At 57.9% G+C, this 17,273-nt stretch carries 15 protein-coding genes; 1 reads left to right on the plus strand and 14 read right to left on the minus strand.

Annotated elements, in window-relative coordinates; genetic code table 11:
• Positions 1-27 precede the first annotated feature (27 nt).
• The 14 genes from flhE to LDK53_RS04125 all read right to left on the minus strand — a co-directional run bounded on the left by flhE (position 28) and on the right by LDK53_RS04125 (position 15,407).
• Complete coding sequence (flhE, locus tag LDK53_RS04060; RefSeq protein WP_059386782.1) at positions 28-420, minus strand: flagellar protein FlhE; 393 nt, start codon at positions 418-420, stop codon at positions 28-30.
• Positions 420-2,498, minus strand: a complete 2,079-nt coding sequence (gene flhA / locus LDK53_RS04065) for a flagellar biosynthesis protein FlhA (RefSeq protein ID WP_045285655.1) — start codon at positions 2,496-2,498, stop codon at positions 420-422. Before flhA ends, flhE begins: the two co-directional genes overlap by 1 nt.
• On the minus strand, positions 2,491-3,639 hold the full coding sequence (gene flhB / locus LDK53_RS04070; protein ID WP_025756937.1) for a flagellar biosynthesis protein FlhB: 1,149 nt from the start codon (positions 3,637-3,639) through the stop codon (positions 2,491-2,493). The genes flhA and flhB overlap by 8 nt, the downstream gene beginning before the upstream one ends.
• A 147-nt stretch (positions 3,640-3,786) precedes the next feature.
• Complete coding sequence (gene cheZ / locus LDK53_RS04075) at positions 3,787-4,431, minus strand: protein phosphatase CheZ (RefSeq protein WP_008500432.1); 645 nt, start codon at positions 4,429-4,431, stop codon at positions 3,787-3,789.
• A gap of 10 nt (positions 4,432-4,441) precedes the next feature.
• Positions 4,442-4,831, minus strand: coding sequence for a chemotaxis response regulator CheY (gene cheY, locus LDK53_RS04080; RefSeq protein WP_008500431.1), 390 nt, complete (start codon positions 4,829-4,831; stop codon positions 4,442-4,444).
• Between the two features lie 17 nt (positions 4,832-4,848).
• Positions 4,849-5,898 (minus strand): protein-glutamate methylesterase/protein-glutamine glutaminase, encoded by a 1,050-nt coding sequence (locus LDK53_RS04085; RefSeq protein ID WP_014884341.1) that lies wholly within the window; start codon positions 5,896-5,898, stop codon positions 4,849-4,851.
• On the minus strand, positions 5,895-6,761 hold the full coding sequence (gene cheR, locus LDK53_RS04090) for a protein-glutamate O-methyltransferase CheR (RefSeq protein WP_008500429.1): 867 nt from the start codon (positions 6,759-6,761) through the stop codon (positions 5,895-5,897). The genes LDK53_RS04085 and cheR overlap by 4 nt, the downstream gene beginning before the upstream one ends.
• Positions 6,762-6,780: 19 nt before the next feature.
• Positions 6,781-8,382: a methyl-accepting chemotaxis protein IV gene (gene tap, locus LDK53_RS04095; RefSeq protein ID WP_225284641.1), complete on the minus strand. Its 1,602-nt coding sequence runs from the start codon at positions 8,380-8,382 to the stop codon at positions 6,781-6,783.
• 44 nt (positions 8,383-8,426) lie between these two features.
• Positions 8,427-10,094, minus strand: a complete 1,668-nt coding sequence (tar, locus tag LDK53_RS04100; protein WP_025756939.1) for a methyl-accepting chemotaxis protein II — start codon at positions 10,092-10,094, stop codon at positions 8,427-8,429.
• 85 nt (positions 10,095-10,179) lie between these two features.
• The gene (locus tag LDK53_RS04105) at positions 10,180-11,145 is read right to left on the minus strand and encodes a spore coat U domain-containing protein (RefSeq protein WP_025756940.1); all 966 of its coding nucleotides are present in this window, start codon (positions 11,143-11,145) and stop codon (positions 10,180-10,182) included.
• A complete protein-coding gene (locus LDK53_RS04110; RefSeq protein WP_225284642.1) occupies positions 11,142-13,526 on the minus strand; it encodes a fimbria/pilus outer membrane usher protein in 2,385 nt (794 codons plus the stop codon). Before LDK53_RS04110 ends, LDK53_RS04105 begins: the two co-directional genes overlap by 4 nt.
• Complete coding sequence (locus LDK53_RS04115; RefSeq protein WP_225284644.1) at positions 13,502-14,257, minus strand: molecular chaperone; 756 nt, start codon at positions 14,255-14,257, stop codon at positions 13,502-13,504. Before LDK53_RS04115 ends, LDK53_RS04110 begins: the two co-directional genes overlap by 25 nt.
• 16 nt (positions 14,258-14,273) lie before the next feature.
• The gene (locus LDK53_RS04120; protein WP_225284646.1) at positions 14,274-14,822 is read right to left on the minus strand and encodes a spore coat U domain-containing protein; all 549 of its coding nucleotides are present in this window, start codon (positions 14,820-14,822) and stop codon (positions 14,274-14,276) included.
• Positions 14,823-14,834: 12 nt separating this feature from the next.
• Positions 14,835-15,407 (minus strand): spore coat U domain-containing protein, encoded by a 573-nt coding sequence (locus LDK53_RS04125; protein WP_094919678.1) that lies wholly within the window; start codon positions 15,405-15,407, stop codon positions 14,835-14,837.
• A gap of 429 nt (positions 15,408-15,836) precedes the next feature.
• On the opposite strand from LDK53_RS04125, the gene LDK53_RS04130 reads away from it, so the two are divergent.
• Complete coding sequence (locus LDK53_RS04130; protein ID WP_104557111.1) at positions 15,837-17,096, plus strand: dicarboxylate/amino acid:cation symporter; 1,260 nt, start codon at positions 15,837-15,839, stop codon at positions 17,094-17,096.
• The last annotated feature ends 177 nt before the right edge of the window (positions 17,097-17,273 follow it).

Raw genomic sequence — 17,273 nt, forward strand, 5'->3', positions numbered from 1 at the left:
TTCTTTTATGCCCTGACGGTGCGACCGTCAGCGGTAGTTCACGATAACGGAATTACTCTGCACTTTCAGCGCCGGGATCAAACGTCCACCGCCCGGAACTTCCCAGATAAAACGTAAAGGTTCGATTGCCGGCACGCCGTTAAACGCCTGGGTCGTACCACTTTCGCCATCGATTTCCGTACAGCGCGTCTGAGAGCAGAGACGCACCTGCAGCCCGGCGGGGGTGGGGCCAATCAGCCTGTAGTTCCAGACCACCAGCCCCATCAGACCGGAAACCGCTTCAGACGGCGACAGCGGGTTAGACGACATGGCGACGCCCCGGTTGCTGAGCGTCACACCCATGCTGCTTGCCTGCCAGGTGCCTTCCCCGGCAGCCTGTGCCGCCAGCGGGAAGAACAAAACCCATAACCATTTACGCATTATTTTCCTCCAATCGTGGCTGTCATGCGGATATGACGGTTATCCGACAATTCCAGATTCGACAGCACCACCAGCTGATTCAGGCTACGACGCAGGAAGCGCGACAGCAGCGGACGCAGCGCATGATTCACCAGCAGCACCGGTGGCGCTCCCAGCATCTCCTGACGCGCCAGCGCCTCCTGCGTTTGCGCCAGCAGACGATCCGCCAGACCCGGCTCCAGCCCGCCGCCGCCCTGCAGGGCCTGCAGCAGCAGACGCTCAAGCGGCGTATCGAGGCCAATAACCTGCACTTCTCCGGTTCCCGGGAACCACTGCTGGGTGATCGCCCGACCCAGCGCCACACGCACCACCGCCGTCAGCTCGTGCGGATCGCTTTGTAACGGCGCATGCTCGGCCAGGGTTTCCAGAATGGTACGCATATCGCGGATCGGTACTTTTTCGTCGAGCAGGTTTTGCAGCACCTTGTGCAGCGTGGTTAACGTCAGCACGCCCGGGACCAGATCTTCGGTCAGCTTCGGCATCTCCTGGGTCACGCGGTCCAGCAACTGCTGCGCTTCCTGACGGCCAAACAGCTCCGCCGAGAATTGTCCAATCAGGTGGTTAAGATGGGTCGCCACCACGGTACTGGCTTCTACCACCGTATACCCCTGGATCTGCGCCTGCTCTTTCAGGGCGCTTTCAATCCAGATAGCGGCCAGACCAAAGGCCGGATCGGTCGTTTGTTCCCCCGGCAGCGTGCCTGCGGCAGTGCCCGGGTTAATCGCCAGCCAGCGGCCTGGATAGGCATCGCCGCTGCCAATTTCGACACCTTTCATCAGAATGCGGTAGCGAGCAGGCGGAAGATCCATATTGTCCCGGATGTGTACCACCGGCGGCAGGAAGCCCATATCCTGGGCGAATTTTTTACGGATACTGCGAATTCGGCCAAGCAGCTCGCCATCCTGCTGGAAATCGACCATCGGGATCAGGCGATACCCCACCTCCATGCCCAGGGAATCTTCCAGCTGCACATCGTTCCAGGTGGCTTCGACGGCCTGGGTGTTCTCCGGCATCTTGACCGGAACAGGTTCCGCCGACGGTTTGGTTTCACGGCCGCGCATCCACCAGGCAAGCCCCAGCAGAGCTGCCGTAAACAGCAGGAAGACGAGGTTTGGCATCCCCGGCACCAGACCGAGTAACCCGAGAACCGCCGCAGCCAGCAGCATGACGCGCGGGTTGCTGAATAGCTGGCCCACCATCTGCTCGCCAACGTCCTGATCGGTACTCACGCGGGTGACAATCACACCCGCAGCGGTGGAGATCACCAGCGCCGGGATCTGGGCGACCAGACCGTCACCAATGGTCAGCAGCGTATAGCTTTCCGCCGCGTGGCCCATGTCCATCCCGTGCTGCAGTACCCCCACCAGCAGGCCGCCGACCACGTTAATCACCATGATCAGAATGCCGGCGATGGCGTCACCGCGCACAAACTTACTCGCACCGTCCATCGAGCCGTAGAAGTCCGCCTCCTGGGTCACTTCCGCACGGCGTTTTTTGGCTTCATCTTCGGCGATAAGCCCGGCGTTCAGGTCGGCGTCGATCGCCATCTGCTTGCCCGGCATCCCGTCCAGCACGAAACGCGCGCCCACTTCCGCGATACGCCCCGCACCTTTGGTGATAACCATAAAGTTGATGATAACGAGGATAACGAACACCACGATCCCGATAGCGAAATTACCGCCCACCAGGAAGTGGCCGAACGCTTCCACCACTTTACCTGCCGCTGCCGCACCGGTGTGGCCTTCCATCAGGATAATACGCGTGGACGCCACGTTCAGCGCCAGGCGGAGCAAGGTGGTAAACAGCAGAATGGTCGGGAACGCGGCGAACTCCAGGGTACGCTGGGTGAACATCGCCACCAGCAGCACCATAATGGACAGCGCAATATTGAAAGTGAAAAGCAGATCGAGGATGAACGCCGGGAGCGGCAATACCATCATCGACAGAATTAGCAGGATCAGAATCGGCCCGGCAAGGATCTGCCATTGGGTCGATTTCAGGTTGCCGGGCAGGCGCAACATTGCCACCAGATTAGCCATCAGTGTCCTTCTCGTTCATAAAATCCAGCGCGGCAGGCACCGGAAGGTTCTCAGGTTTCACAGGCCGTTGACCACCGGCCAGACGCCAGCGCTTCAACTGCCATACCCAGGCCAGCACTTCCGCCACGGCGGCGTAGAGTTGTCCCGGGATCTGTTGTCCAATATCCGCATGACGGTACAGGGCACGCGCCAGCGGTGGGGCTTCGAGGATCGGCACACGGTGTTCAGTGCCAATTTCACGGATACGCAGCGCGATCAGCCCCGCCCCTTTCGCCACCACTTTCGGCGCGCTCATTTTGTTTTCGTCATAGCGCAGCGCAACGGAGTAGTGTGTCGGGTTGGTGACGATGACGTCGGCCTTCGGCACGTCGTCCATCATCCGGCGACGGGCGGCGGCACGCTGCATCTGGCGAATACGCCCTTTCACGTGCGGGTCACCTTCCATCTGCTTGTATTCGTCACGAATATCCTGACGTGACATCCGCAGTTTCTTGAAGTGGCTATACAGCTGGAAAATCACGTCAAAACCCACCATCGGGATAATGCTGAGCACCACCAGTAGCGCGCAGAGTCCAACCAGGTTCAGCGCATTGCTCATCGCGGTAAGAGGCGATTCGCTGATAAGGCGCATCATTTCCGGCCAGTGGTACCAGAGGTAAAACCCCGCGGAACTGCCCATCAGTACCGATTTGAGAATGGCTTTAAGCAGCTCAGCCCCGGTTTGCGCAGAGAACATTTTCGCAATGCCCGGCAGCGGGTTTAGCTTGGAAAATTTCGGTTGCAGCGATTTGGCGCTAAAGACCAGACCACCAAGCATGACCGGAGAGACCAGCGCAACCAGCACGACCCCGGTAATCAGCGGCAGCAACGCGACCATCGCCCCTTTTATCAGCTGAATAATCTGGCTGAGGATCAGATTCGGGTCGTTGACCATACTGTGGTCAAAACGTAAACCGGTTGAGAGCATTCCCGCCAGCTTGCGGGCGAGCGACTCCCCACCCCACCAGATGATGCACACCCCTACGATAAGGATCAGCAGGGACGTTAATTCTCGGGATCGGGGGATCTGCCCTTCCTCACGCGCCTTTTCTAGTCGGTGGGGTGTGGGGGCTTCCGTTTTGTCGTCGTTCTCTTCTGCCACAGTGCATGCTCAGCCCATTACGTCACGGGTATCATGCCAGCGCAGCGGAAATCCAATGGCGGGAAAAGCCCGTTTATTCGGGCTCTTTTCGGTGATTCTGGCGTAAACCGCCTCAGGCGGCGTGACCTCCTGAGGCGGAACGAACTATCAGAAGCCGAGGCTGTCCAGCAGATCGTCGACCTGATCCTGGCTTGCCACCACGCCCGCCTTGCTGGCGTCGAGCTGTGGACCATTAAGCAGGCTTTCGTTCTCGCGTTTTGGACGGGCAGCCGGTTCCGGAATGTTCTCCAGCAGCACCATCAGCAGCTGACGCTCAATCTCCTGGATCACATCCATCATGCGCTTGATCACCTGACCGGTGAGGTCCTGGAAATCCTGCGCCATCATGATGTCGAGCAGCTGGGCGTTGGTGAAGCTGGTGTGGCCCGGCACATCCCCCAGGAACTGACGGGTATCGGTCACCAGTTCGCGGGCATCCGCCAGCTCAATCGGATTCTCAAACCACTCATCCCAGCGTTTGGTCAGCGCTTTCGCCCCCTTTTCCATCGCATCCTGGTGCGGTTGTGACGCTTCAACGCTGTTCAGTGCACGTTCCGCGGCCTGGGCGGTCATCTGAACGACGTAGTCCAGGCGGTCGCGGGCATCAGGGATCGCTTCCGCCGCTTCGGCAATTGCCTGATCCAGTCCCAGCTCACGCAGGCTGTCACGCAGCATGCGCGTCAGGCTGCCGATGCGTACGATGATGTCGCTCGGCGAGTGTTCTTCAACGGGTTTCATAGCAGGTTGCATCATGACCAACACCTCACATGCCGAGTTTCTCGAAGATCTTACCGAGCTTCTCTTCCAGGGTCGCCGCGGTGAATGGCTTCACCACGTAGCCGCTTGCGCCCGCCTGTGCAGCGGCAATGATGTTCTCTTTTTTCGCTTCTGCAGTGACCATCAGAACCGGCATAGAGGCCATTCCCGCGTCCGCACGAATGGTTTTCAGCAGTTCCAGACCGTCCATGTTTGGCATGTTCCAGTCGGAGATAACAAAACCAAACCCGCCCGCCTGCAGTTTGTTCAGCGCGTCAACGCCGTCTTCTGCTTCTTCAACGTTGTTGAAGCCCAGCTCCTTCAGCAGGTTGCGCACGATGCGACGCATGGTGGAAAAGTCATCCACAACCAAAAACTTAAGCTCTTTATCCGCCATAAAATAATACTCCTGAGTCAAATACGTATTGCCTGTCCGGCACTGATTTTCGCCAGCATCTGCTGGCTTACCTGGCTAAGATCGACCACTTCGCTCACGCCACCCATATTGATGGCCTCGCGCGGCATGCCGAACACCACACAACTTGCTTCATTCTGCGCAATCGTCCAGGCGCCAGCCTGGTGCATTGCAAGCATTCCGGCGGCACCATCGTTGCCCATCCCCGTCAGGATCACCCCAACGGCGTTGCGCCCCGCATGTTTCGCCACCGAATGAAACAGCACATCCACCGACGGACGGTGCCGGTTAACCGGCGGTCCGTCATGAATTTTGATCTGATAGTTAGCGCCGCTGCGCGCCAGCTCCATATGCTTGTCGCCAGGGGCGATATACGCATGTCCCGGCAGCACGCGCTCGCCGTCTTCCGCCTCTTTCACGCTGATCTGGCACAGCTTGTTGAGACGCTCGGCGAACGAACGGGTAAAGCCTGGCGGCATATGCTGAGTGATCAGAATACCCGGACTCGACAGCGGCAATGGCTGGAGTACATGACGAATTGCCTCTGTTCCTCCGGTTGACGCGCCAATAACCAGCAATTTTTCCGAGCTGAGTAACGGACCGGCTTTTAAGGTCGCCGGTGCGGCCATCGGCTTATGCGCGGCAAGCTTCGCCCGCGACGCGGTGCGGATCTTCTCCGCAATCATTTCGCTGTACGCCAGCATCCCCTCACGAATGCCAAGCTGCGGTTTGGTGACAAAATCCACCGCCCCCAGCTCCAGCGCACGCAGGGTGATTTCCGATCCTTTCCCGGTCAGGGAAGAGACCATCACCACCGGCATTGGCCGCAGTCGCATTAATTTTTCGAGGAAATCTATGCCATCCATGCGCGGCATCTCGACATCCAGCGTGAGCACGTCGGGGTTATATTTTTTAATTAAATCCCGCGCTACCAGTGGGTCAGGCGCAGTAGCCACCATCTCCATGTCGCTGTGGCTATTGATAATTTCAGTCATGATCTGACGCATCAGCGCCGAATCATCGACAGACAATACCCTGATTTTACTCATGCTTTTTCCTTACTCAGCGCATATACCGTTTGCCCACGCAGGCTAAACTCACGCACGAGGTTGCTGAAGTTTTCCGAGTGCCCGGCAAACAGTAAACCGTCAGGCTTGAGCAACGGAACAAACCGACGCAATATGTCCTGTTGCGTCGTTTTATCAAAATAGATCATGACGTTACGGCAAAAAATGGCATCGAACGGCCCCGGCACGTTGTACTGCTTATCCAGCAGGTTAACGGGCGCGAATTCGACGCAGTTCGCCAGCTCCTGGCGTACGCGTACCAGGCCTTCATGCGGGCCGGTGCCGCGCATGAAATACCGCTGCAGCTGCTGCGGAGAGAGTGTTTTCAGTTCATCCTGGCGATAAACCCCGTTACGCGCCTTCTCCAGCACCTCGGTATCGATATCGCTGGCGTAGACTTTCCAGCGTCCGGGGGCCATTCCCAGCGTGTCGGCAAGGGTGATCGCCAGCGAATAAGGCTCTTCCCCCGTCGAAGCGGCCGCACTCCAGACGCGATACTCCCCGGTGCGACGGCGTGCGTGCTCGGCCAGTACCGGGAAGTGGTGAGCTTCGCGGAAAAACGCCGTCAGGTTAGTGGTTAAGGAGTTAATAAAAGCCTGCCACTCAGCGCTGTTCTGGTTCGCTTCAAGCATGCTCAAATAGCGACCAAAATCATCCAGCCCCAGCGTACGCAAGCGCCGCACCAGTCGGTTGTAGACCATGTCTCGCTTATGATCCGCAAGCACGATCCCCGCACGCTGGTAGATTAACTGACATATCCGACGAAAATGCGCGTCGGACAGCGCGAGGCGCTGTGTCATCTGCAACAATAATGACGTTTGCCCAGGAGGCATTGGTGATGTCATAGCGCCTTCTTAATTACATTCAGGATACAACTGGCACGGCCTGCGACCGCCCGACTTCTGTTACTGCTTCAACGTGCTCTTTGACATTAAATACCGCGACCAGCCCGGTCAGGTGATCCGCCTGACTGGCGAGCTGATCCGTTGCCGCTGCCGCTTCCTCAACTAACGAGGCGTTCTGTTGCGTCACCTGATCCATCTGGCTGACCGCTTGTGCGACCTGTTCAATGCCGCGACGCTGCTCATCCGACGCAGAGGCAATTTCGCCCATGATGTCGTTTACCCGCGTGACGGAGGTGACGATCTCATGCATGGTTTGCGCCGCCGTATCCACCAGGGCGGAGCCTTGCTGAACGCGTGACACCGACTCTTCAATCAGGCCCTTAATTTCTTTCGCCGCGTTGGCGCTGCGGCTCGCCAGGTTACGCACTTCTCCCGCCACCACTGCAAACCCGCGTCCCTGTTCACCGGCACGCGCCGCTTCCACCGCGGCATTCAGCGCCAGTATGTTGGTCTGGAACGCGATACCGTCAATTACGCTGATGATGTCACCAATTTTCTGCGAACTGGCGGCAATCTCCTGCATGGTGCTGGCGACATGGGAGGCCTGATCGCCGCCCTTCTTCGCCGTCATGGCCGCCTGTTTTGACAGGTCAGACGCCTGACGCGCGTTATCGGCGTTCTGGCTTACCGTCGCGGTCAGTTGCTCCATACTGGCCGCCGTCTGCGCCAGGGAGGCCGCCTGCTGCTCGGTACGGGAGGAGAGATCGTTATTGCCTGCCGCAATCTCTGAGATGCCGGTGTGCATGGCATAACTGCCCTGACGTACATCGGATACCGTTTCCCGCAGAGCGCCCTGCATCGCCTTCAGGCTGGCAAAGATCGCCGAAATTTCGTTCTTACCGAACACCGCCACCGGGCGCGCCAGGTCCCCCTTCGCAATACTGTCGAAGTGGCTGCTGATGATCGCCAGCGGCTGCACAATCATTTTGCGCGACCAGAGCAGCGCGGCGCCGGTCAGCAACCCTGCCAGAATCACCACCACGGCAAAGATCACGCCCGACATGTGATAGCTTTTACGGCTCTCTTCGCCGGCACGCTGAACAAACTGGTTGATATCCTGCTGCCAGGCGTTAAAGCTGTTGTCAAACGCTGCCTGAGAGGCCTGGACCGGCGCGGTCATAAAGTCCGACAGCTGGTTGTTTTCAAGCCAGGTCGCCTGGTGGTCCAGATCGCTGTACCACTGTTCAAAGTTCTTCTTCATGGCGACCTTCAGCGCTTTCGCTTTCTCGCTGTCGGCGGCCTGTGCCGTAAAGGTTTTAAACTGTGCGTCAGCCTGCTTCAGGCTGTCGCGCGCGGTGGCCATCAGCGCTTTGATATCATCCGGCGGATAACTCAGCGCGGTTAAGGTTCCCGCCTTGTTCAGCGCAGTGCTTGCCTGCAACAGCACGGCACGGGTTTGTGCCAGTGCGGAGCGCTGCTGATTACTCGCCTCAACATCCTGCAAATTCTGATAGCCATCGCGAAACGCCCAAAAAGACAACCCGTTACTGCCAACCTGCAACACACCGCAAAGGATCAGAATCAAAAACAGTGTGGTCGAGATACGAATACGATTTAACATCCACGCTCCCAATAAGCGGCAAGCAGCCGCGGTTTAAATGTCAGTCAAAATGTTTCCCAGTTTTCATCTTGTCCGGTCGTTGCAGAACGCGTACGGTTTGCCGCCGATACAGCGGCGGGTGCGCGATACGTCGCCTGCGGGGTGACCGTATTTCCAGCCAGTGAAGCGAGACGAAACGCCGAGACGGCCATCTTCAGACGGCTCGCCTGGTCTTCCAGGGCAGCGGCCGCCGCAGCGGACTCCTGCACCAGCGCGGCGTTTTGTTGTGTCACGCGATCCATTTCCGATACCGCCAGGGCGACCTGGTCGATACCACGACTCTGCTCATCAGACGCAGAGGCGATTTCACCCATGATGTCCGTCACGCGGGTAACGGCATTCACGATGTCATTCATGGTCTCCCCGGCGCTTTCCACCAGCACGGAGCCGGTATCCACGCGGGAAACGGAATCTTCAATCAGCGATTTGATCTCTTTTGCCGCATTGGCGCTGCGGCTGGCCAGGTTGCGAACTTCCCCGGCCACCACGGCAAACCCGCGCCCCTGCTCGCCCGCACGCGCGGCTTCCACGGCGGCGTTCAGGGCCAGGATGTTGGTCTGGAAAGCGATACCGTCAATTACGCTGATGATGTCGGCAATTTTCTTCGAGCTGTCGGCGATTTCATGCATGGTCTTCACCACGCCGTCCACCACGCGACCGCCGCGCTGCGCGGTTTCGGAGGCACTTTCAGCCAGCTGAGACGCCTGGCGGGCGTTATCGGCGTTCTGCTTCACGGTCGCGGTGAGCTGCTCCATGCTGGCCGCCGTCTCTTCCAGCGCCGATGCCTGCTGTTCAGTGCGGGAAGAGAGGTCGTTATTCCCCATCGCAATTTCGCTGGTGCCGGTATAGATGGCATCGGTGCCGCTACGCACGTTGGCAACGGTATCGATAAGTGAACGCTGCATATGGTCAACGCTGTTGGCCAGTTCGGTGATCTCATTGCGCCCGGACACAGTCAGCGTTTTGGTCAGGTCGCCGCCGGCAATCTCACGAATGTGAGCAATAACGCGACCGAGCGGGTTCAGCAGAATATGACGAATGCCGTACCAGACCGCGACCAGCACAATGACCAGCGCCAGCGCCATCACCGCCATCTGCCATTTTGCAAAGCGGTAGTCATTCTGGCTTTCAGTAAAGGCCGAGTGATAGAGATCCCCGCTGGCTTTGGCATACTCTCCCAGCGCCGCGCCGAGCGCGTTTTGCATCCCTTGCGTAGGCTGCGCGAAATAGGCGTCCATGTTGCCGCTCTCCAGGAACTGAATCAGCTCCGTCAGACCGGCATAGTAGGCGTTGTATTTTTCATCAATATTCTGGCTCACCTGCTCCATCGCAGGCTGCGGGGTGATCTTTTTGAAGGCGTCGTAGTGTTTAGCGGCGTCAGCAAGCGTGGCGCGGGCATTCTTTAACAGATCGGTTTTCGCGCTGCTCTGCTGATTGTTGGGATCCATCATCATGCGTGCGGACGAGCGGCTCAGGTTAATACGCGTTTGCAGCATCAGATCCCACGTGGAGGTGAGTTCACTCTGCTGCAGACGGAGATCGTTCGAGGCCGCAAAGCTGTCCTGGTTCTGTTTTAATGACGAGAAAAAAAGCCCGCCGGAGATGAGCTGAAGAAGTGCGAAAATGACCAGCACCATCATGAGCATTGTGACAACGCGGATACGGTTCAACATACAACACCTTCTCATAGATTTATTAACGGTGTTATCGGCACAGCCCACAGGAACTTTACATTTGCGAAAGGGAAAAGCGCGGGGGTTAAAACGCCACGTCGACAATCAGCGTGTCGGTGTAGGTTCCGGCGGGTGGCGTGGTCTGGCTGGTCAGGACTTTGGCGGTGTAGTTATAGGTGCGCAGTAAACCGTCAGCGCTGACCTGCGATGAGGTTGCGCTGGTCCAGCGCTCGCTGCCGCTGCTGCCCCAGCGGTTAGTCGTGGCTTCTTTATAGATGTCATAACTCAGATAGTTACTGCCGCTCACCATCCGGCGCACGTTATTCAGCGCGTTGGCACCATTGTTAATGCCGATGGTATAGGTACTGCCTTTGGTACAGGTCACGGCAATCGCCTGCGAGACGGTCGGGAAACTTTGCACCAGCGGCGCGCTGTTAAAGTTAACATCCGGCGTGGTCATGGCGCTGCAGTCGTTGGTAACGGTCATATCCAACGTGATGCTGGTCCCTTTCGTTCCGGTCTGAAGCCCCGACAAACAGGCGTTGAGCACGCCCACCGAGCAGACGCTATAGGTGATATCAAAGTTAAGCGTCACCTGATAAGGACCGGCGGTCACATTTTGCCCCGGAACCGTCCGGAAATAGAGAGGGATATTGTATTGTTTGCCGCCAATCAGGTTTAACAAGGTACTGCTGTCCCAGGTATAGGTTTTACTGGTTTGCACTTCACTGTTGTTAGCGCAGCCCGACTGCCCGCACAGACGCGTCGGGATCACATCCGTGATGGTCGCGTTATCGGTACGCTTCATGGTCGCCCGACCATTGGCCGAAACGGTTGCTGAGACAAAATTCAGCGTGATGGTATCCCCGGTCAGCAAGTTCAACAGCGCATCACAGGCCACGACCAGCGTACCGGTAGTGGCCACTTCGCCAGATCCACTCAGCGCGAATGAGGTCACACTCCCAAACGCGGCGTTGACCGTACTGACCCGACAGTCAGCCCAGCTGCCGCTGGTCACCAGCAGCAGAAGCATACATAGCAGGCGCCTCATGGCTTCTCCCGACAAATCAGCGGGCCGTAGGTTTGCAGCTTATGCTCGGGATTCGCCCCCATAGTCAGGGTTGTCGTACAGCGTTTTCCGTCAGGCGCGATCACCTCCAGTGGGTTCACATCGTTAAGGTTTTCCAGCCAGGCGATGCCGTCATACCCCACCACCGCATTGCTGCGCGAGGCGCGTCTGACCTGACTGCCCACCGGGAGCGCCTGCCCGTGCGCGTCGTGCAGGATCACGCTCGCCACCCGCTCCTGCTCCATGGGAAAATCCACAAGATAGCCGCTGTGACGCCGGATAGCGATCCGCCGCTCGGTCTCTTTTAGTCGGGTATCTGCCGGCAGATTCAGGGTATCAATGCGGTAACTTGCCGGGTAATAGGCCGACACCCCGCTGACCAGCAGGTAACCGTTGCGATTGGTTTTCCCGACGGGCTGGTTCTCATAGCTGACGGGAACATCCGGGTGGCCGTCAGTGCTGATGACCACAAACGCGTCGTTGATCTTGTTCGCCGCAAACAGCTCGCCGTCCATCAGGACAATCGCGCCCATCGCCTCGCCCCACCAGGTCATCATCTCCCTTTCTCCATAGCCGCCGCCCTGCAGCTCAATCGTGTTGTTGCGCCAGCCCAGCGTGCCCTGCTGGTAATCACTGGCTTTCGACTGGTTGGCCCACGCCATGTTCCAGCTAAACCCGCCGTCGGAGGGCATGGAGTGGTTGTAGTTAATGCGCTGGGTGCTGCCTGCTTGCGGGGTATGTTCAACGGTGACAGCGGCGCTGTCGAGAGCGCCCAGCGGGACCTGCAGCGACAGTGCGACCGTCCAGTCTCCCTGCTGCTGGTCCCGGCTCGCGGCGAGATAAATACTGCTCGCACCCCACAAGTTACGGCTCCAGGAGAGGTTCAGCAGCTCCGTTTTTTGACTGTCAAAGCTCTCCACACCGATCCAGGCCGCCCCAATGTTGCCGTACTGTCCCAGATTGAAGGTCAGCGAGTACTGGTCCGTATTACGACTAAAGCTGGCGATGGGTCTGTCGTTTTCGTCATAGACCGTCGGCTGGTCGTAGAGGGCGAGATTGCCAAAGCCACGGTCGCGGCGCGAGTGCTGGGTGGCCACGCTAAACTCGCTGGTGCTGTACTGGTAACCCCAGTTGACCTGCCCGCCGGCATCCCCGCCCATGCGGCTTTGCGTGTAAGCGGTATTCACCACGCCAAACTGGCCGAGTTTAAGCACCGTCCCCACCCCACCCAGCGCCAGCGCCTGCGCCCCTTCCGCGTGGCCTTCCAGCGTCAGCCAGTCCGTTACCCCATAGCGATACGAGCCGCTGCCTGCCGCAGAGCCATAGTCGAAATTCTTAATGCCGTAATTGCGCCGCAGGCTGCCCAGGGTCACGGCACCGTCGCTTAGCCCTTGTTTCAGCAGATCGCTGGTGACATAAAACGGTAGCGTGGTGCTCACCTGGCGCCCCAGCGCATCGGTGGTGACCAGCACCGCATCCCCGGCGCCGTTTATATAGGGCAGATTGGTCAGCGTGAAGGGACCCGGCTGAAGCTGGGTTGAGCCGGAGCGATAGCCATTGATAAAGAGATCGACCGAGGTGGGTACCGCGGCGTCCCCCGAGAACTCGGGCAGCGGCCATGTCACCAGGTCGGGGCGCAGGGAGAAATCCCGCCCGACGCTGATCCCGCCCATCCGCACGCTGGAGCTCCAGGTCAGGGCGTCGCTGATCACATCGCCCACGCTCCAGCTTATGGCATCGTCTTCGTTTGTGAACAGCAGGGTCGTGTCATAGCGGACATACCCTTCCTGCTGACCGTCGTTACCGGTGAAATTTTCCCGCGCGTAGCCGGTGGAGGAAAACGAGCCGTTCTCGTTGAAGTAGCGAAACTCGTGCCAGAGCGAGGCCTGACCGCCGATGTGTTCCGTGTGGTTGGTGTAGAGATCGTAATTGAGCAGCGCACCGCGGCCAAAGTGCGGTTTGGTCTGCGCCGTTTGCGCACCGAAAGGGGTCACGCGGGCAGTAACCCAGTCGCGGGGAACGGTCAGCAGCAGGCGCTGGGCGGCACTGTCGTACTCCACCCTCACCCGGGAAAGCGAGGAGAGATTCACCTCGCCGGTGGGGACATGCTCCGGGGGCAGCCCTGCGCGCAGCAAATCGGCGCTGGAGATAAAGAACGCGCCTTTACGTTGCGTCACCGGCACGACCAGGCCGGTATCGTAATGGTTCAGCACGAGGGCAAGCTGGAAGACGGCCTCATCATTGATCGCCTGCGCCTGGGGAGGCGGCGGGAGAGCATCGTCGCCGGGCTCAGCCCAGGTCGCGGAACTGACGGAAAGCAGAATCATCATGACCGGCGTCAGTTGACGGGCGTCGACTGCCATTGTGCGTCCCTGGCATTAATCTGCGCGCTCATCCGCTCTGGCTGACGTACGCCTGCGGGTATCGGCCAGCTGCGACTGCTGCCCGGCAGGACATAACCCAGTAATCCCTCCGCAATCGTGCGTTTCTGTCCTCCCTGCTCCAGCGCGACCTGACTCAGCCTGACATGGACATCCCCCCGATTCTGCACCTCCAGGGCCGGTTGTCCGCCCGCCTGCGTGACCCGCCAGCTCAGATTTCGGGTCTCCACCACCGCGTGATGCGCGCCCTCTTTTATGGTCGGGATCCCCTGGCCATAAACAAACAGCGGAATGGAATAACGCATCTGTAACTTGAGGCCGATGGCGGGTTCGGCTTTAACGTCAGCCTGAGGGATTTCATCCACAATAATGCGGTAGGCTTGCTCGACGCCCGCAGGAACGGAGGCCTGTTTGATCAGGCGAATAAGCTGTTTACTGCCGGCGGCAATCGTGACGATGGGCGGGCTGGCGACCACATCCTGCTGCGCGGTATAACGTTCGTGCCCGTCCTCCTGCTTCCAGCGCACAATGCGCACCTGCATCGTCGTCGCGCTGTTTCCCTGGTTCTGGATCCACAGCTCCGTGGCCTTAGCGTCTGCCGCAAGCCACGGATCGATAGGCCATAACAGTATGGTGGCGGCCGCCTGTGCCTGGCCTGCTGCCGCCAGAACCCATGCCCCCGCCAGACCAAAACGTCTGAAAAATGGCTTCATCGACACTCTCCCTTTATTACCATGACAAGGTCACGGTGAGCTGATCGGAATAGGTTCCTGCCGGGCTAAACCCGGTCAGTAGCGCCACGCCAAAAAGCGGCAGCGCGATATTATTGCTATTGGTATAGGTCACCGGTATCGCCTGGTTGACGCCTATTTCGCTGTTGGCAGCCAGCGAACTGCTGCTGTAGAGCCGGTATCCCACCATTTCCGGGCCATTGGTCCGTTTCATACGGCGCAGGGAGGCGTAATTTTGACCGCCATTTATGCTCATGCTCAGCGCCACGCCAGGCGTACAGGCAATGGACAATGCGCCGTTTGGTATAAAGCTGGTGCTTACCGGCGCGCTCTCGACACCGTTATGGCTGCCAAAATCCAGCGTACCGAGAATACCTCCGCTGCCGGTGGCCACCGCGCAGCCCGGTACAATGGTGGCGCTAACCTTAAAGGACTGTGATGTCACCGCCTCCGCCGTGGGCAGCATGAGCAATCCGACCATCAGCGCGAAAAATGGCTGCACGTGTCCCTCTGCGCATTTGCGCAGACCTCTAAGAGATGCCGTCATGGCCGTGCTGAACTAATAGGTTACGCTGACGTTTATCGTGTCGGTGTACGTGCCCGGTACGACCGTTACGCTATTACCGCCGCCGGTAATACGCCCGTAAAGGGTGTAACTGTCGACGCCACCCGCCGTAGAGGCGGCCGACAACGCGGTGTTATTGGCAATTACGGAGTTAAATCCGCTGTCGCTATACAGGCTGTACGCCACGCCCTGCGCCGCGTTGGCCGTATTGACCAGATAACGCGCAGGGGTGCCCGGTGTCCCGACCACGGTACCGGGTGCGGTGGAGTTGGCGTTGCCGGTGATCGCCACCGAATAGCTGGCGGTGGTGCACTGGATGGTGAAGGTGTTTCCGCCGCTGGCGCCGGTTAACTGTGTGGTCAGGGTGGAAAACGTTGCAGGATGGGTGCCGAAATCCAGCGTACCGAAATTAATCCCATTTTGCGTTGGCGATCCGTTGATCAGACAACCATTTGTCAGCGTCAGCGTGGCCCCAATGGTGCCGCTGCTGGTCACGGCCAACGCCTGGTGGACGGTTGTTGCCATCAGTAAAGTGCCAGCGCAGATCAAAAGGCGTTTTCTTTTCATTTACCACCCTCCAGAAGACATTTCCGTTCCCATGCCACTTTTTATTTCGAGTGTTCAAGATGTTAGCCCCGCTTAACGTTCCTCTGAGGGGGTTATTGAGAATTTAGTTTACGGATATCGCTTCGACCACCCGGCGCATGGCAGGACACACCAATGTCTTATTGACACAGTTTATTTATAAAAAACAGAACGTTAAATTGAAAAGCAGAAATATTTTTCCGCTTTTACGGAGGATATATCCGCAAAAATGTGATAAGCGTCACAATATATCGTCGGCACATTAACAACAAAATTAATAAAACTTAAAAAGGAGTTGTAACCCCCTACCGTTTGCGTCAATTTATGTGCCGAATAATTTCCCGCGTTGTAATAAAAAATTTATATGTATCGACGCGGGCTCCATCAGAAGCGCATAGAGGGTCTTTTTTCGTGGCAAGTGCAAACAAACTCACACTCTTCATCGTGATATTCATGCTGGCGGGTATTCTTTCAGGGGCAGCAATTCATGAGTATGCATCTGCGGATGCCATCAAAGCCTGGTCGGATAACATTACTCTTCTGACCGATATCTTCCTTCGTCTGATCAAAATGGTCATTGCGCCCCTGGTCTTCAGCACGCTGACCGTCGGCATCATGAAATTGGGCGAAACCTCCACGATTGGTCGCGTTGGGGGCAAAGCGATGGTGTGGTTTATCAGCTCATCCGTGCTCTCGATTCTGGTCGGCCTGTTTATCGTCACCCTGGAGCATCCGGGGAGCGGCCTGAACCTGACTATCCCTACCGAGGCGGTTGATACTGGCCTGGCCGTGGGCGGCATGACGCTGAAGGCGTTCCTCTCTCACACCATTCCGACCAGTATCGCGGGGGCGATGTCGAACAACGAGATCCTGCAGATTGTGGTGTTTTCAATGTTCTTCGGCATTGGCGGCGCGTCGCTGGGGCAGAAATTCAACGCACCGCTGGTGGCCGCGCTGGATGTGGTTTCCCATATCATGCTGAAGGTGACGGGCTACGTGATGTACGTTGCCCCGCTGGCAATTTTCGCGGCGATTTCTTCCGTAATTGCCACGCAGGGTCTTGGCATTCTGTTGAATTATGCCTCCTTTATTGGCGGCTATTATGTTGCCATTCTTCTCACCTGCATGGTGCTGCTGGCCGTGGGTTACATGGTGTTGAAAAAAGAGGTGTTCCGTCTGGTCAGCATGCTGAAAGACCCGGTACTGGTGGCGTTTACCACCAGCAGTTCTGAAGCCGCCTATCCAAAAACCCTGGAGCAGCTGGAGCGTTTTGGCTGTTCACGCAACATTGCCTCTTTCGTGCTGCCGATTGGCTACTCCTTCAACCTGGTGGGTTCGATGGTGTACTGCTCGTTCGCCTCGATGTTTATCGCGCAGGCGTACAATATTCACCTGAGCTTCTCGGAAGTTACCGTTCTGATGTTGACCCTGATGCTGGCTTCAAAAGGGATTGCGGGCGTACCGCGCTCTTCGCTGGTGGTGCTGGCCGCGACGATCCCAAGCTTTAACATTCCGGTGGCCGGTATTCTGCTGCTGATGGGGATTGACCACTTCCTGGATATGGGCCGTTCGGCGATTAACGTACTGGGGAATGGTATAGCGACCGCGATGCTGTCGCAGAATGAAGGCGCGCGGGACGCGGAAGCTGAGCTGGTGGAGCAGGAAGTATAATGGCATAAAAAAGGGGGGAGGCCTGATACCCTCACCCCAGCCCTCTCCCGAAGGGCTGAGGAATCCCCAGTAATTTTTTACCTGAAGCGATGAACGTTGCTTCAGCAAAATTAATGACTTACAGCGATGCCCTGGTCCGGCTGTAAATCGCCGAAGCGTTTCCGTAAGGCCGGGGCG

This window comes from Enterobacter sp. K16B, from assembly GCF_020216105.1.
Lineage (GTDB): Bacteria > Pseudomonadota > Gammaproteobacteria > Enterobacterales > Enterobacteriaceae > Enterobacter > Enterobacter sichuanensis.

What these genes read in the sequence shown, in the direction of transcription:
- flhE (WP_059386782.1), bottom strand. Translation starts at nt 420, where the DNA reads ATGCGTAAATGGTTATGGGTTTTGTTCTTCCCGCTGGCGGCACAGGCT.
- flhA (WP_045285655.1), bottom strand. Translation starts at nt 2,498, where the DNA reads ATGGCTAATCTGGTGGCAATGTTGCGCCTGCCCGGCAACCTGAAATCG.
- cheZ (WP_008500432.1), bottom strand. Translation starts at nt 4,431, where the DNA reads ATGATGCAACCTGCTATGAAACCCGTTGAAGAACACTCGCCGAGCGAC.
- cheY (WP_008500431.1), bottom strand. Translation starts at nt 4,831, where the DNA reads ATGGCGGATAAAGAGCTTAAGTTTTTGGTTGTGGATGACTTTTCCACC.
- LDK53_RS04085 (WP_014884341.1), bottom strand. Translation starts at nt 5,898, where the DNA reads ATGAGTAAAATCAGGGTATTGTCTGTCGATGATTCGGCGCTGATGCGT.
- cheR (WP_008500429.1), bottom strand. Translation starts at nt 6,761, where the DNA reads ATGACATCACCAATGCCTCCTGGGCAAACGTCATTATTGTTGCAGATG.
- tap (WP_225284641.1), bottom strand. Translation starts at nt 8,382, where the DNA reads ATGTTAAATCGTATTCGTATCTCGACCACACTGTTTTTGATTCTGATC.
- tar (WP_025756939.1), bottom strand. Translation starts at nt 10,094, where the DNA reads ATGTTGAACCGTATCCGCGTTGTCACAATGCTCATGATGGTGCTGGTC.
- LDK53_RS04105 (WP_025756940.1), bottom strand. Translation starts at nt 11,145, where the DNA reads ATGAGGCGCCTGCTATGTATGCTTCTGCTGCTGGTGACCAGCGGCAGC.
- LDK53_RS04110 (WP_225284642.1), bottom strand. Translation starts at nt 13,526, where the DNA reads ATGGCAGTCGACGCCCGTCAACTGACGCCGGTCATGATGATTCTGCTT.
- LDK53_RS04115 (WP_225284644.1), bottom strand. Translation starts at nt 14,257, where the DNA reads ATGAAGCCATTTTTCAGACGTTTTGGTCTGGCGGGGGCATGGGTTCTG.
- LDK53_RS04120 (WP_225284646.1), bottom strand. Translation starts at nt 14,822, where the DNA reads ATGACGGCATCTCTTAGAGGTCTGCGCAAATGCGCAGAGGGACACGTG.
- LDK53_RS04125 (WP_094919678.1), bottom strand. Translation starts at nt 15,407, where the DNA reads ATGAAAAGAAAACGCCTTTTGATCTGCGCTGGCACTTTACTGATGGCA.